Origin of the sequence: Caballeronia sp. EK, from assembly GCF_014384845.1 — a bacterium.
GTDB classification, from domain to species: Bacteria; Pseudomonadota; Gammaproteobacteria; order Burkholderiales; family Burkholderiaceae; genus Caballeronia; species Caballeronia jiangsuensis.
In genome coordinates this window covers 76,033-89,274 of record NZ_JACSUE010000009.1, presented here as the reverse complement: position 1 = coordinate 89,274, position 13,242 = coordinate 76,033, and the positions used below count along the sequence as shown (strand labels likewise).

At 60.7% G+C, this 13,242-nt stretch carries 12 protein-coding genes; 3 read left to right on the top strand and 9 right to left on the bottom strand.

What is annotated here, in order from left to right; genetic code table 11:
- Positions 1–9 precede the first annotated feature (9 nt).
- Complete coding sequence (locus IAG25_RS26335; RefSeq protein WP_187607454.1) at positions 10–858, top strand: EcsC family protein; 849 nt, start codon at positions 10–12, stop codon at positions 856–858.
- On the opposite strand, the gene IAG25_RS26330 is transcribed toward IAG25_RS26335, so the two are convergent.
- From IAG25_RS26330 to IAG25_RS26320, 3 genes are all read right to left on the bottom strand, one after another.
- Positions 828–1,772, bottom strand: a complete 945-nt coding sequence (locus tag IAG25_RS26330; RefSeq protein ID WP_187607453.1) for an alpha/beta hydrolase — start codon at positions 1,770–1,772, stop codon at positions 828–830. The two genes, IAG25_RS26335 and IAG25_RS26330, sit on opposite strands and share 31 nt — an antisense overlap.
- Positions 1,773–1,797: 25 nt before the next feature.
- Positions 1,798–2,211 carry a CHRD domain-containing protein gene (locus IAG25_RS26325; protein WP_255503944.1) on the bottom strand — a complete coding sequence of 138 codons (414 nt, stop codon included), beginning with the start codon at positions 2,209–2,211 and terminating at the stop codon, positions 1,798–1,800.
- A gap of 210 nt (positions 2,212–2,421) precedes the next feature.
- Positions 2,422–3,582: a porin gene (locus IAG25_RS26320; RefSeq protein ID WP_187607618.1), complete on the bottom strand. Its 1,161-nt coding sequence runs from the start codon at positions 3,580–3,582 to the stop codon at positions 2,422–2,424.
- Between the two features lie 441 nt (positions 3,583–4,023).
- Between IAG25_RS26320 and IAG25_RS26315 the strand changes: the two genes are divergently transcribed.
- Complete coding sequence (locus tag IAG25_RS26315) at positions 4,024–4,959, top strand: LysR family transcriptional regulator (protein ID WP_187607451.1); 936 nt, start codon at positions 4,024–4,026, stop codon at positions 4,957–4,959.
- A gap of 31 nt (positions 4,960–4,990) precedes the next feature.
- On the opposite strand, the gene IAG25_RS26310 is transcribed toward IAG25_RS26315, so the two are convergent.
- From IAG25_RS26310 to IAG25_RS26295, 4 genes are all read right to left on the bottom strand, one after another.
- Positions 4,991–8,155 (bottom strand): ATP-binding protein, encoded by a 3,165-nt coding sequence (locus tag IAG25_RS26310; protein WP_187607450.1) that lies wholly within the window; start codon positions 8,153–8,155, stop codon positions 4,991–4,993.
- Between the two features lie 406 nt (positions 8,156–8,561).
- Positions 8,562–9,212: a response regulator transcription factor gene (locus IAG25_RS26305; RefSeq protein ID WP_187607449.1), complete on the bottom strand. Its 651-nt coding sequence runs from the start codon at positions 9,210–9,212 to the stop codon at positions 8,562–8,564.
- Between the two features lie 112 nt (positions 9,213–9,324).
- A complete protein-coding gene (locus IAG25_RS26300; RefSeq protein WP_255503943.1) occupies positions 9,325–10,176 on the bottom strand; it encodes a response regulator transcription factor in 852 nt (283 codons plus the stop codon).
- On the bottom strand, positions 10,130–10,726 hold the full coding sequence (locus tag IAG25_RS26295; RefSeq protein ID WP_222946659.1) for a response regulator transcription factor: 597 nt from the start codon (positions 10,724–10,726) through the stop codon (positions 10,130–10,132). Before IAG25_RS26295 ends, IAG25_RS26300 begins: the two co-directional genes overlap by 47 nt.
- Positions 10,727–10,744: 18 nt before the next feature.
- On the opposite strand from IAG25_RS26295, the gene IAG25_RS41210 reads away from it, so the two are divergent.
- The gene (locus IAG25_RS41210) at positions 10,745–10,948 is read left to right on the top strand and encodes a hypothetical protein (RefSeq protein WP_222946670.1); all 204 of its coding nucleotides are present in this window, start codon (positions 10,745–10,747) and stop codon (positions 10,946–10,948) included.
- A gap of 274 nt (positions 10,949–11,222) precedes the next feature.
- Here IAG25_RS41210 and IAG25_RS26290 read toward each other — a convergent pair whose 3' ends face one another.
- Complete coding sequence (locus IAG25_RS26290) at positions 11,223–11,762, bottom strand: single-stranded DNA-binding protein (protein ID WP_187607448.1); 540 nt, start codon at positions 11,760–11,762, stop codon at positions 11,223–11,225.
- Between the two features lie 117 nt (positions 11,763–11,879).
- Complete coding sequence (locus IAG25_RS26285) at positions 11,880–13,082, bottom strand: MFS transporter (RefSeq protein ID WP_187607447.1); 1,203 nt, start codon at positions 13,080–13,082, stop codon at positions 11,880–11,882.
- Positions 13,083–13,242 lie beyond the last annotated feature (160 nt).

Sequence of the window (13,242 nt, the reverse complement as noted above, 5' to 3'; positions counted from 1 at the left end):
AGACATCGCATGGAACCGACGCCGATCATTACCTCGCCGCTCACGACCGAAGATTTCGCGGCCCTGACCCGCGCGAAGGAAGCCTTGGAAAGCCCGTCGCTGACGATGAAGCTGGCGAGCGTCGTCGGCGCGCCCATCGAAAAGCTGATGGGACGCATGCCGGCCGCCGCGCAGGACAAAGTCGATGAAGCGACGCAACTCGCGCTGAAAAAGTGCCTCCAGCTCGCGTTGCGCACGATAGGCAAGAGCGCGCCGTCCGATTCTCTGCTCGCGCCGCCGCCCGACAAGCCGCACAACCTGATGCACAAGCTGGCCGTCGCGACGACCGGCGCGGCGGGCGGCGCGTTCGGGCTGTTCGCATTGCCGGTCGAATTGCCGGTCACGACCACGCTGATGTTCCGCTCGATCTGCGATATTGCGCGTAGCGAGGGCGAGGACGTGCATCGCGTGGAGACTCAATTGCAATGCATGATGGTGCTCGGCATGGGCGGCGCCAAAGCCAGCGACGACAACGCCGATATCGGCTATTTCATCGTGCGCGGCGCGCTCGCGCAGTCCGTTTCCCGCGCGACCAACGAAATCGCCGCGAAGGGACTCGGCAGTCATGGATCGACGGCGCTGCTCAAGTTCTTGCAGACGATCGCGTCGAGGTTCTCGGTGCAGGTCAGCGAGCAAGTGGCCGCGAAGTCCATTCCGGCGATCGGCGCGGTGCTCGGCGCGATGGTCAACACGGTGTTCATCGACCACTTTCAGCAGATGGCGCATGGACATTTCACCGTGCGCAGGCTGGAGCGGCGCTATGGCGCATCGGCCGTCGAGCGGGCCTATCAGACGATCGAGGTCATGGGCGGAAGATGAGTCCGGGGCGCCGAGATTGCGCCGTCGATGAACGCGGCGGCGCGCGCGAGCGCATCGCGTGCTTCGGGCATGAACGGCGCCCAGATCTGGAAGATATGCGGAACGTTGCGCCAGATATCCAGTTCGACGTGCACGCCAGCCGCGCGCGCTTTCGTCGCGATGCGAGTCGAATCATCCAGCAAGAGTTCGGTGTCGCCGACCTGAATCAACAGAGGCGACAAGCCTTCGAACTCGCCGAATACCGGCGATGCGTAGGGATTTCGCGCATCGGCTGAACCGAGATACTGCGCGGCCACCCGAGGAAATACCGACGCGTGATACATCGGATCGCGGCCGTCGTTGGTTCGCATCGACTCGCCGCTACAGGTCAGATCGGTCCACGGAGAAAATAGGACTGCGGCCGCGGGAAGCGGATCGCCCGCGTCGCGTAGCGCGAGAAGCGTCGCAAGCGCGAGCCCGCCGCCGGCAGAGTCCCCCGCAATCGCAATTGATTGCGCGGGAACGCCGTCTCCAAGCAATCGACGGTATGCGGCAACGCTATCGTCGAGCGCAGCGGGAAAGCGATCTTCGGGCGCTAGACGGTAATCGAGCGAGAAGACACTCGCATTTGACCGCGTGGCCAATCCGAACGTGATCGCGCGATGACTGCGCGGCGAGCAGAAATAATAGCCGCCGCCATGCAGATAGAGGATGGTTGAGCGTGGATTCGTCGGCGGTATGAGCCATTCGCCGCGCGATGCGCCATTGGTGCTCGTCTCGCGGATATCGAGCCGCCAGCCTTTCGGCACGCGCGGCGACCAGATTCGACGGGACGCGTAACTTCGCGCCAATTCGACATCGAGTTCGGGCTTCGCGCTGTGCGGGCGCATGCGCCTACGTACTGCCCAGCAAGCGAGGGCGCTTTGCCAGCTCATCGTCGGTCGATCTCGCCTGCGCGCGTCAATTCGCCGGCATTACCTGACCACGGATCTCGCCGGTCGGATTTTCCTGCGTGTGGATGTTGAAGTACCACTGCCCTGTCATCAGATCGCTGACTTGTTGTTCCGATAGCGTCGTCTGTCCTTTCATGGGGCTCGCGAGCGCCTTCTTGTCGATAGGCACCTGCACTTTCGCGTTCTGGCCGACCGGCGCGGGGCCGTGGAAATGAGCCATCGTCACGGGACCCGATAACTCGGCGTAAGTTGCGGTCCAGGTGAAGACTTTGGTGTCGGTGTCGAAGGTCGCGTCCACGGTGCCGTGGCCTTTGCTTACGCGCGGCGGGACTTCGCTCGAAGGCTGGAGATTGGCTTTCAGGGCGACGGTGTCGGCTCGCGCGGCACCGGTGGCGAGCATGGCGAGCATCAGAACGGTCATCCAGCGTACATGTGGTCTGCATGTCGAGGTCATTGTTCCTCTCCTGGTTTGGCGGACAGCGCGTCTTTCAGTGCGATGACCGCATCGCCATGGTAGAGCATCCGGATGCGGGGTGCATTTCGCTTTGGGTTGCGAGAGATACACATGCGAAAAGGGCGCCTCGCGGCGCCCTTTTCTGACTAGCTAAAGCTCGGTACTGCTCCGATGGCTTTAGAAGCGGTGACGGATACCCGTCGACACGACAACCTGACGGCTGCTCGACGACAAGGCGACGCCGCTGATGCCTGCGTTCGGCGTTACACCTTCCGGCAAGCCGCTGGCGATTTGCACCAAGCCTTCAGCATAGATGTCCGTGCGCTTGGACAGAGCGTAGTCCGTCTGCACGCCGAACTGGTGGAAGCGAACACGGGTCGAGTCGCCTTCCTCTTGCGCGAACTTGGCGTTCGTGAACGTGTAGGCGGCGCCAAGCGAGAGCGCCGGCGTCAGAGCATAACGACCGTTCACTTCGTAGTTGTTGACGATGTTCGAACCAGTGCCCGGCACATTGTCATTCTGGCGGATCTGCGTCCAAATCGCACCGAACGTCATAGCGCCGACGGAATAGCTGCCGCCTGCACCGAACGTGCGCTGACGATCGGCGAAGATGAGGTCTTGGTTCGGCACAGTCGTCGGGCCACCAACGATCGCACCCGCGGTCGGGCCTGCGTTCGTGTTCATGCCGTTCGCTTGCATGTATGCTGCGCCGAGCTTCAGGCCGCCGTTTGCGTAGCCTGCACCGATGCTGTACGCGCGGTTTGCCGCGAAGCTGCCTGCGGCATTCGAGAAGCCGTACAGACCGCTGAACGAGAAGCCAGCGTAGTTCGCGCTTTGGAACTTGATCGAGTTGTTTTCACGGAACGCATCGCCGTTCAGGTTATCCAGATTGCCCGGATGTGCGAAGTACGTGCCGCCCCAAGTGCCGGTCGCGCTCAGCGGGCCGAGGTAGTCGACCACGGAGTCGGTCTGATGACCCAGCGTCACCGTACCTGCATTCGTCGACAGACCGACGAATGCCTGACGGCTAAAGCCACTGCCGATGCTCGAACCGCTTGCCACGTCGAAGCCATTCTCCAACGTGAAGATCGCCTTCATGCCGCCGCCCAGGTCTTCCGCACCGCGCAGACCCCAACGGCTCATCTGAACATTGTTGCCCGTCATGCTGAACGAGTTGTTCTTGAAGTGATCAGCACCTTCCGGAGCCTGAACGTTGTTCACGTACGTGAAGCCTGCGTCGATCAAACCATACAGCGTGACGCTGCTCTGCGCGTTGGCAGCGCCCGCAAACGATGCGGCCAAAGCTGCGATGGCCGTGACGATCAAATTCTTTTTCATGCGTATTCCTTTGCTGAGTCGTAGGACTCGATGGGTTGCTTCAGGCCGAACGCCTGTCGAGCTTAATTTGCCTCTTCGCTCGTTTAGCTCAGCACCGATATTCGGCACGACAAAGTTTATTGCCCGGTCTTTTTGAGAAACCGCCGAACGAAACACAAAAGCCTTTTTGAATAATTCGAAAAGTGCAATTTCAATATGGATAAACACTTAGGCCACGAGGACTTACAGATCACATCACTCGCGTACCGCCAGCGCCTTGAGACCGCTGAGTTGCATAGATGCGACAGTGGCTGCATTGAGACAGTGGGTCCGGATCAGAACCTTCCGATTTTCAGGCGTGTCACCGCGCTCTAAGATCGCGCACGCGAGGCTGCGATCCAGCCGCTTGCATCGATTCACATACTCGAAGCGTCGAAAGGCGCTTCTCACATCGCTCTCTCAATGAATCAACTTCAAGCGATGCGCGTCTTTCTGAAGGTATCGGAAACCGAGTCGTTCGGCCGCGCCGCCGCCGCGCTCGATCTCTCCAACGCCGTGATAACGCGCTACGTGTCGCTGCTCGAAGTGCATCTCAACACGCGCTTGCTGAACAGGACGACGCGCAGCGTCTCGTTGACAGAAGCCGGTCGCGCGTATGCAGAAGGCTGCCGCGCGGTATTCGAGCAAATCGAGGCGATAGAGGCATCGGTGGGGACCAGTTCCGTGGATCCCACAGGCACGCTCAAGCTGGTGGCATCGGCGTCTTTTTCGTTGCTTGGACTCACGCCGATGCTGCGAGAATTCATGGAGCGCTACTCGAACGTGAAGCTGCGTCTGACGCTGCTGCATCGTCCGGTCGATCTCGTTGCGGAAGGCTTCGACGTCGGCATCGTCGTGCCGCATCTCGTCAACAGCGGCATGCTGATCAACCGCCCGTTGGTCAAAGTGGCGTCAGTGCTCGTTGCATCGCCGGCGTATCTTTCGCGGCGCGGCACGCCTGTCCGGCCGGCATTGCTGGCATCGCACGAGTTTCTTGCGCCGTCCGCGGACATACACGGATCGACGTGGTCTTTTGTCGGACCATCGGGTGTGGAGGAAAGCGTCGCGCTCGATCCGGCATACGCCGTGAACAGCTCGCACATGTTGCGGCAAGCGGCGCTTTCCGGAATGGGCATTGCGGTACTGCCGGAGAGCTATGTAACGCAGGACGTCGAAACCGGATCACTCGTGCGCCTGCTGCCGGGCTACACGCTCAAGGACGCAGACAAGGAAGTATCGATCGTCTACCCGGGACGCCGACATGTGCCTGCGAAGACGCGCTCATTTGTGGATTTCGCGCTGGCCTACTTCCGCGACCGCGAACCAGTCGAGGCGGATTCCGGAGCATTTCCGAAATAGGAAGACGGCGGCGCCACGCGGCGTGGCCCGATCAAAGAATCGCGGCGCCTTGCGCGTGGATACGCTCGACGAGTTCTTCGCATCGTGCGATCAGCGCAAATCCTTCGCGACGGCGCGCGTCGCGGGTCTTCACGTGCAGATCGCGACGAAATTCCTCCAGTGCGGCAAGCAGCGGCCGATACTGCAGAACACTGGCCGCACCGAAGACGCGATGATGCCAATCCCGCAGATTATCCACCGTGCCACGATCCAGCAACGACCGAAGCGCCACGAGATCTTCGCGGAACGACGATACGAACGCGTCCAGCAACGCCTTCACTGTCGTTTCACTACCCCAGAGTTGAGCCATCGCGCTCAGATCAAGTTCGTCATCATCGCGCGGCCGCACGATGGCAACTTGCGGTGATTGCGTGCGAGAGTCAGGCGCGGCGCTAGCGTTCACCCACCAGCGGTTCAGATGCTCGCGCAAAGTAGCGAGCCGGGTCGGCTTCACGAGACGGTCATCCATGCCCGCATCGCGGCACTTCTGCAACTCGTCGGGCGCGGTGCTCGCCGTGATGCCGAGAATCGGCAGGCGGCGCGCCGTGCCAACTTCATCGGCCCGGATGCGACGCGCGAGTTCGTAGCCCGTCATGTTCGGCATGTGGCAGTCCGTGATCAGGAAACCATAGCGCGTGTCCGCCAACGCAGCGAGCGCCTCAGCGCCATCGTGCACGACGTCGCAGGCAAATCCGAGTAGCGAAAGCTGATTGCGGATCAGTTCCTGGTTCACCGGATGATCTTCGGCCACGAGCACGAGTTTGCCGCTGCGCAGCGCGTCTTCCCGGTCCGGCGCCGCCATCTTCGCTTCGTGGCAGAGCGTGAGTCCCGATGCGATCTGCGGCATGCCGGTCAATGCGGCAACGCAAGCCGCGCCGAGCCCATGCCACGATATCGGATTGACGCTTACGCGGATGTCGTCTTCGAGGATTCGGTATCCGGTCGGCTTTGGTTTTTCGGTGACGTGAATCACGCGCGATCCGAGCGGAGACGCGAGCGTGCGCGTATCGCTCAGAAAGACGATCTCGATGTATTTGAGCGACTCAGGCTCCGATCGCGCGAGTTCATCGGGCGTGTAACGCTGAAACTCCAGACCGAGCGCCTCGCCGTAATGCATGAGCGCAGCCGCCACGTGGTCGTCTTCGATCGCGACGATGCCGCGCTTGCCCCGCAATCCGTCGATCTGATACCGCAAGGTTTCGACCGGCATCGTGAGGCGAACGGTCATCGCAGTCCCGACGCCGACCGCGCTTTCGAGACTCATCGTGCCGCCCATCAACGCGACTAGACGATTGCAGATAGTCAGTCCGAGCCCGGTACCGCCGAAACGGCGCGTCGTGGAAGCCTCCGCTTGCACGAATGGCTCGAACAGGCTTTGCTGAGCCTCCGCGGCAATCCCGATGCCGGTGTCCTTTACACACAGTTCGATGACCTGTTCCGACGCGCGTTGCTCGACCGCGCGCACGTGGAGGGCGACATCGCCTCTGATCGTGAACTTGATCGCGTTGCTCATCAGGTTGAAGAGAACCTGCCTCAGGCGCACGCTATCGCCTCTGACTGTCGCTGCTACTTCCGGCGCCACGTCGACACGCACGCGCAGACCCTTTTCATGTGCCCTTCCGGCGAGCAGACCTACGGCGCCATCCACGAGTTCGCGCAAATCGATCGGAGTCGATTCGATCGTCAACCGGTTGGCCTCGATCTTCGAATAGTCGAGGAGGTCGTCCAGGATCTGCAGGAGCGCACTCGCGGAATCCTGAATCATGCCGAGCATCTGGGACTGATCGGAATTCAGCGATGTGTTCTCGAGTACTTCGACGAGCCCCAGAACGCCGTTCATCGGCGTGCGGATTTCGTGACTCATCATGGCCAGGAAGTCGTCCTTCGCGCGCGATGCCGCTTCGGCGATATCCCGCGCGCGAGCGAGTTCGTCTGCACGGGCATGCTCGACGCTGGCATCGGCCCAATACCCACTCCATACGACGGCGCCATCGTCTTCACGGTGCGCGACGAGGTCCGCGCGAATCCAGCGCGTAATCCCTTCTACGGTCGAGCGGAACTCGGTATGCAGCGGCTCGAGCGTGCGCGCCGACGTTTCGATTTCTTCGAGCAGACGTGCGCTGTCCTCGGCGTGAATGCGCGTCAATGCGTGAATCGGATCATCGGCCAGAGCGAGGACGTCCAAAGCGAGCAACTGCCGGGTATCGCCGTCAATATAGGGAAGGCTGTACGTGCCATCGCTCGCGCGGCGCAACTGGAACACGACGGCTGGCAGCGACCGCGTCACGTCGTGAAGTCGGCGCTCGGTTTGCCGCGCGCGAGTTTCGGCATCGCGGATATCGGTGATGTCGATCATCGTGCCGACGACACCCGCTCGCTCTCCGTTCAACTCCGTGAACGCGCCGGTCCAGAAAAGGCCGCAGCGCGGGTGGTCTTGGTTGTCGGAGAATTCCGCTTCGACTTCATGTCGTTGGCCGGAGGCCAGCGTCATACTGGTCAGTTCGTGTAGCACGCGGCTATGTGCGTCGCCCCACGCCGTCACTTCGAGACTCGTGCGCCCGATGACGTCTTCGCGCCGCACCCCGAGCGCCTCCTCAAAGGCACGATTCACCGTGATGTAGCGGTTTTGCATGTCCTTCGCGACGAGCGGATACGGAACCACCTCCATCATCGTTTGCTGGAAACTGAGTTGCGTACCGAGACGCTGCTCCGTTTCCACGCGCCGGTTCATCTCCTGTTGCAGTCGAATAAAGGCGCGCAGCGTGACGAACAACACTGCGGCAATGCCGATGAGCGCTGGCATCAGACGCAATGCCGTGATGCTCCAGACGGCTGGTTCAGCCGCTTGCACGGTGGCCGATTGCGTCGCCGAGGATTGCGCCAACGCTCGCCTGATCAGCAGGTCGAGCGGCTGTAACTCGGAGTGCATCGCATAGTTCAGCTTTCCCGGCGTGCTCGACGCGACGATCATATCGATCTCGCCCCGTTGAAATGCCGACGCGGCCTTCGCCCAATCGTTGAAGTGCTGCGGTTTGAACGTGACGCCCAGCATTTTCTCGACTGCTTCCAGTGGCGCTTCTGGCCGCTGAAGCGACTCATCGGCGGACTCGCCCGACGCTTCGACCAACCCGACGACGATCGGCTCCAGCGTCCGCAAGTAACTGCGCTCCGGTTCATCGAGTTTGAACGGGACTGCCGCGCTCTTCGGTTCGGGGCGGACGTCAGCGGTTAGCTGCGACGTGCTGGTGTGACTAGGCGGCTCGGCCGCTTGGCTGGACAGCGGCGCGATCATGCCCATCAAGCTGAGAAGAAGCAAACAACGCGCGAACAAAAATCTCAATTCGAACCCCTCGGTACGGCGACTCCGGCCACAAAAAGTTACCTGGCCGGCTGGGCAAGCCCACGAAGAAGTCAATTCGCCGTTTATTGGCGGATGAGTGCCCCTGCGCTTCGCGCCTGCCTGTCAAACCAAATGAGTTGAGTCTGACCCGCAACCTGTCAGAATCGAATCAGAACCGTCCCAATTTGCTCCGAGATTCCGCACGACCGGTGGCCGCGACGTTTCAGATCAGGCAGACCTTCTGCAGATATGCAACCAGTTCCTCTTCGCTTTCGAGGCCCAGCTTGCGCATGCCGCTTCGCTTTTGCGTTGCAATCGTCTTGCGGCTTCGCCCGAAGTGATCCGCGATTTCCTGAATCAGAAGGCCGCGCGCGTAGAGTTGGAACACTTCCCACTCGCGTCGGCTCAATACGCCCGCGCGCGCCGGCGACGTCCCCGACATATGCCTGACCGCCGCCTCCACGCAGGGTGAAAGGAAGCAGCCACCCGCCTCGACCACCGATATCGCGTCGAGCAAATATTCGAGTCCGTCGCGCTTGTCGATCACGCCGTCCACCCCGAGTTGAACGAGGCCCGCCAACATTCGCGTGTGCGAAATCATCGTGAGGACGATGACCTTCGGGCGACTCTCCTGCCACGCCAACCGCCGGAGAAAGCCGATCGAACTGCTTTCGCCGTCGATGCCGTGCATGCCGATATCAGAGAAGACGAAGTCGCACGGGGTCGTATCGACTGCTTCGGCAAGCTCCAATGTGTCCCGAGCCGTCGCGACCACGCGTATCGCGCCGTGGCGCTCCAGGAAGCTTTGAATGCCCTTGATGACGGCCGGATGGTCGTCCGCAACAATCGCCCTTTTAAGCGTTTTTGTTCTCATTGTTTGTGCGTTCTGTTGAGGTTGGTCCGGTGCGCAACAGTCGTCAATCGACTGCGCGCTGTCTCCTTGCCGGCCTCGATTGACTACGCGCCCTCTGCGCGGCGCAATCCGCCTAGATCAATCCGCTGTCCGAGATAAATCGATACAAATCAGCGTCAGTCGATAAATCGAGCTTTCGCATGGCCGCGCACTTTTGTGCGCTGATCGTCTTCACGCTACGGCCGAGGTCCTTGGCGATCTCTGTGACGTTCGCGCCTCGCGCATAACGTTCAATCACTTCCAGTTCGCGGCTCGTTAGTTTCTGCCGAATGAAACGTGCGTGGCTTTCGGCGTCAGCCAGCGCCAGCGTTCTACGAATTCCTGGTCCGAGGTAAGTCTCATTGGCGATGACCGAAACGATGGCTACGTAAATCAGGTCGAGTCTGTCCTCTTTGCTCAGGAACGCATGCGCGCCCGCTTCCAGTGCACGTTTGACGACCGTGGCGTCGTCGTTGCGAGACAGGACGACAATGCGGACCTCGGGATACCGGTTCGCAATATGCTGTATCAACTCGATGCCGTCGCCATAGCGCCCGCCCGGCATGAAGAAGTCGATAATCGCTACGTCACATTCGCCGCGAGCGAGCGACTCTTCGAGCTGTGTCGAATTTGCGTTGCGACTTACCACTTCCACACTGGGAAAATTCCCGGCAAATCGCTCGATTGCAAGGATGACGAGGGGATGATCATCCGCTATCGCCAGTCTTATCCGTTTAGCGTGCGAGAACACTTGGCTCCCGTTCCCGAACTCCATTGACTCAAACCTCTTCTCGTATTGCGGATTCGACTCAGAATCCAAAAATGAAACGGAAGCATCGGATATCGAAGCATTTAGATACATAAGAGGCATCCGAAATGAAAAAAGCAAATCGAAATAATCATCCCAGTCCGCGTGCGCGAACAAAGGCGAACAATCCGGGGTCATTTCTTACACCGAGCTTATTCATCGCATCGCGTTTCTGACGACTAACGGTGCGGACATCGCGCTCGAGTTCTTTCGCGATCTCCGTAATTGAATGACCTTTGGCAAACAAGCGAACGACTTCGATCTCTCGCGGAGAAAGCCGCGGTTCCTCATCGGAAAAGTCGGTCTCCGTTCCCGCCTCCGCGAGCGCGGCGACAAACGACGCGCTGACGAAGCGCCGTCCGACGCTCGCATGCCGCACGGCCGTCCCCACGAGTTCGATCGGCTCGGCCTTGCTGACGAGACTCATGGCGCCAGCGTTCAGAATGGAGCGCAGGATCGCGACGTTGCTTACGCTGGTGAGCACGACGATGCTAATGTCCGCGAACTCCTGACGCACCTTGCGGATGAGACGAAGGCCGTCATTTGCATCGACTCCCGGCTCGGGCATGGCGAAGTCTGTGACCAAAACGTCGCATGGCGTGACGGCGAGCTCGGCCAGCAAAGTGCTCGCATTATTCGCCTCGCCGACGACCTCCATTCCGTGGTCTGCGGCAAAGAGCCCTTTCATCCCTAGGAGTACGAAAGGATGATCGTCAGCCAATACGATTCGAAGCTTCAAGGGGCCCCCGTTCAGGTTGTTGGTCTTGGTGAGTTTGCTTGGGTCGGCCTTGCTCGGGGGATTAATCCGAGGCCAATCGACATAGGCATGTTTCGTCCGAATTTGTGTTTAGTTAAATACGACGAACAAATTCGCTTACAAATACCTAAATCAATGACGGCAAGCAAATAATTACTACTCTTGTATTTTCTTGAAAAATCACTTTAAAAATAGATTGCGAATATTTAACAGACCATAGGAGAAGTCCGATTAGGCTTCGAAGCCTCTCGGTTTCAATCCGGGCGCACCCGTCGTCCATGCGATTCCGAGAGATTAATATGCGCAGGCGGGAAAAGGGTGAGCGGGCAACATAATTCAGAAAACGCCCTGCCGGGACGAAAAAAATGGGCCTCGGGCTGTGTCAGCCGGAGGCCCATCTTTCGATGCGCGAATCGTTATCGGTGGGTCAGAACGGGATATCGTCGTCCATGTCGTCGAAGCCGCCGCCTGCCGGCGCACTCGGACGGCTCGAACCGCCGCCGGCGCCACCAGCGCCGCCCGCGCCGCCGCCGCTCGGGCGTCCGCCCGCGGGTGCGCGCCCGCCGCCGCCGGAACGCTCCATCGGCGCGCTGCGGCTGTAGCCGCCGTCATCGCCGCCGCCGGCCGCGCCGCCACGGCCGCCGAGCATCTGCATCTGATCCGCGACGATCTCCGTCGAATAGCGTTCCTGGCCCGATTGGTCGGTCCATTTGCGCGTGCGGATACGCCCTTCGATATACACCGACGAGCCCTTCTTCAGATATTCGTTCACGATCTCCGCGAGTCGGCCGAAGAACGCCACGCGATGCCACTCCGTGAGTTCCTTGAACTCGTTGGAGGCCTTGTCCTTGTATCGGTCCGTCGTCGCGAGACGAATGTTCGCCACGGCGTCGCCGCTCGGGAGGTAGCGGGTTTCCGGGTCGGCGCCCAGATTGCCCACGAGAATGACCTTGTTGACTGATGCCATGATTTCTCCGGTAGATTCCTTGCTAACTGTCAGCCGAATGCTGCAATCGGACCGATTCCGTCTTCAGACGTAATTCGTCCACACCATGCCGGCTTGATTCGATGATTCAAATATCTCTCAGGCGGCGCGCCCGGTTCTGCGCGGCGGCGGTTTCATCCATGCCGCGACGAGGAGCCACGCGAGCACCAGCACCGAACAAGCGTAGAAGACCGCGCTCGGCCCGTCGAGCTTCAGCAGCCAGCCGCCGATCACCCCGCCAAGCGCAAGGCCGATCGACTGTGTCGTGTTGTACACGCCCGCCGCCGCGCCCTTTCTCGTGCCCGGTGCGAGCTTCGACACGAGCGACGGCTGCGACGCCTCCAGCACGTTGAAGCCGAGAAAGTACACGAACAGAATGGCAGCCACGGACCACAGCGTATGGGGAGCGGCGCCCAATAACAACTGGCCGATCAGGATAAGCCCGATCGCACTCAGCATGACGCTCTTCATTTTTCCACGTTTCTCGGCGGCGATGATTGCCGGAACCATCATCACGAAAGCGAGCGCCATCACCGGCAGGTAAATCTTCCAGTGCGACGCGACCGGCAGTCCGCCTTCCTCCAGAATGCGCGGCACGACGAGAAACAGCGCCGTCTGGGTGGCGTGCAGCACGAGCACCCCGAAGTTCAAACGGAGCAACTCGACGTTGTGCAGCACTTCGGCGAACGGTGCCTTCACGTGGACCGGATGCGCCGGCGGATCCGGCACGATCCAGAACACCACGCCGATCGCGAGGATCGACAGCACGCCGATGACCGTGAATAGCCCGCTCATGCCGACCCAGTGAAACACGATGGGCGCGCCGACGATCGCCACCGCGAACGACACGCCGATGCTGCCGCCGACCATCGCCATCGCCTTGGTGCGGTTTTCCTCGTGGGTCAGATCGGCAATGAACGCGATCACCGCCGACGACACCGCGCCCATGCCCTGAATCACACGCCCGGCGATGATCCACGCCATCGAATGCCCGATGGCCGCGACAAAGCTTCCGATCGCGAACACCAGCAAGCCGAACGCGATGACGGGCTTGCGTCCGAACTTGTCGGAAACCCAGCCGTAGAAGATGTAGAGCATGGACTGCGTGACGCCGTACGCGCCGAGCGCGATGCCGACGAGCAGCACGTTGTCGCCGCCGGGGATGGTTTTCGCATAGATGGAAAACACCGGCATGATCATGAAAAGACCGAGCATCCGCAGCGCGAAGATGGCGGCGAGCGACACGGTCGCCCGCAGCTCCGGCGCGGAGAGACGTGTAGACGTGGCAGACGGATTGGACATCAGAAACGGGAAAAGGATGAGGGTCGCGTATGGCCTGGCCTGCGGCGCAGCCAGGCGCGGTCGCCTTGTTCTTGCTCGAAACGGCACTATATGGAACGCATCGTGTGCGCGTACAGCTCGTCGCGCCGGCGCTCGCCCCGCAGATGGCCAGCAAGTCCCC

What these genes read in the sequence shown, in the direction of transcription:
- IAG25_RS26330 (WP_187607453.1), bottom strand. Translation starts at nt 1,772, where the DNA reads ATGAGCTGGCAAAGCGCCCTCGCTTGCTGGGCAGTACGTAGGCGCATG.
- IAG25_RS26285 (WP_187607447.1), bottom strand. Translation starts at nt 13,082, where the DNA reads ATGTCCAATCCGTCTGCCACGTCTACACGTCTCTCCGCGCCGGAGCTG.
- IAG25_RS26295 (WP_222946659.1), bottom strand. Translation starts at nt 10,726, where the DNA reads ATGAAAGGGCTCTTTGCCGCAGACCACGGAATGGAGGTCGTCGGCGAG.
- IAG25_RS26325 (WP_255503944.1), bottom strand. Translation starts at nt 2,211, where the DNA reads ATGACCGTTCTGATGCTCGCCATGCTCGCCACCGGTGCCGCGCGAGCC.
- IAG25_RS26290 (WP_187607448.1), bottom strand. Translation starts at nt 11,762, where the DNA reads ATGGCATCAGTCAACAAGGTCATTCTCGTGGGCAATCTGGGCGCCGAC.
- IAG25_RS26305 (WP_187607449.1), bottom strand. Translation starts at nt 9,212, where the DNA reads ATGAGAACAAAAACGCTTAAAAGGGCGATTGTTGCGGACGACCATCCG.
- IAG25_RS26335 (WP_187607454.1), top strand. Translation starts at nt 10, where the DNA reads ATGGAACCGACGCCGATCATTACCTCGCCGCTCACGACCGAAGATTTC.
- IAG25_RS26315 (WP_187607451.1), top strand. Translation starts at nt 4,024, where the DNA reads ATGAATCAACTTCAAGCGATGCGCGTCTTTCTGAAGGTATCGGAAACC.
- IAG25_RS41210 (WP_222946670.1), top strand. Translation starts at nt 10,745, where the DNA reads ATGATCGTCAGCCAATACGATTCGAAGCTTCAAGGGGCCCCCGTTCAG.
- IAG25_RS26300 (WP_255503943.1), bottom strand. Translation starts at nt 10,176, where the DNA reads ATGACCCCGGATTGTTCGCCTTTGTTCGCGCACGCGGACTGGGATGAT.
- IAG25_RS26320 (WP_187607618.1), bottom strand. Translation starts at nt 3,582, where the DNA reads ATGAAAAAGAATTTGATCGTCACGGCCATCGCAGCTTTGGCCGCATCG.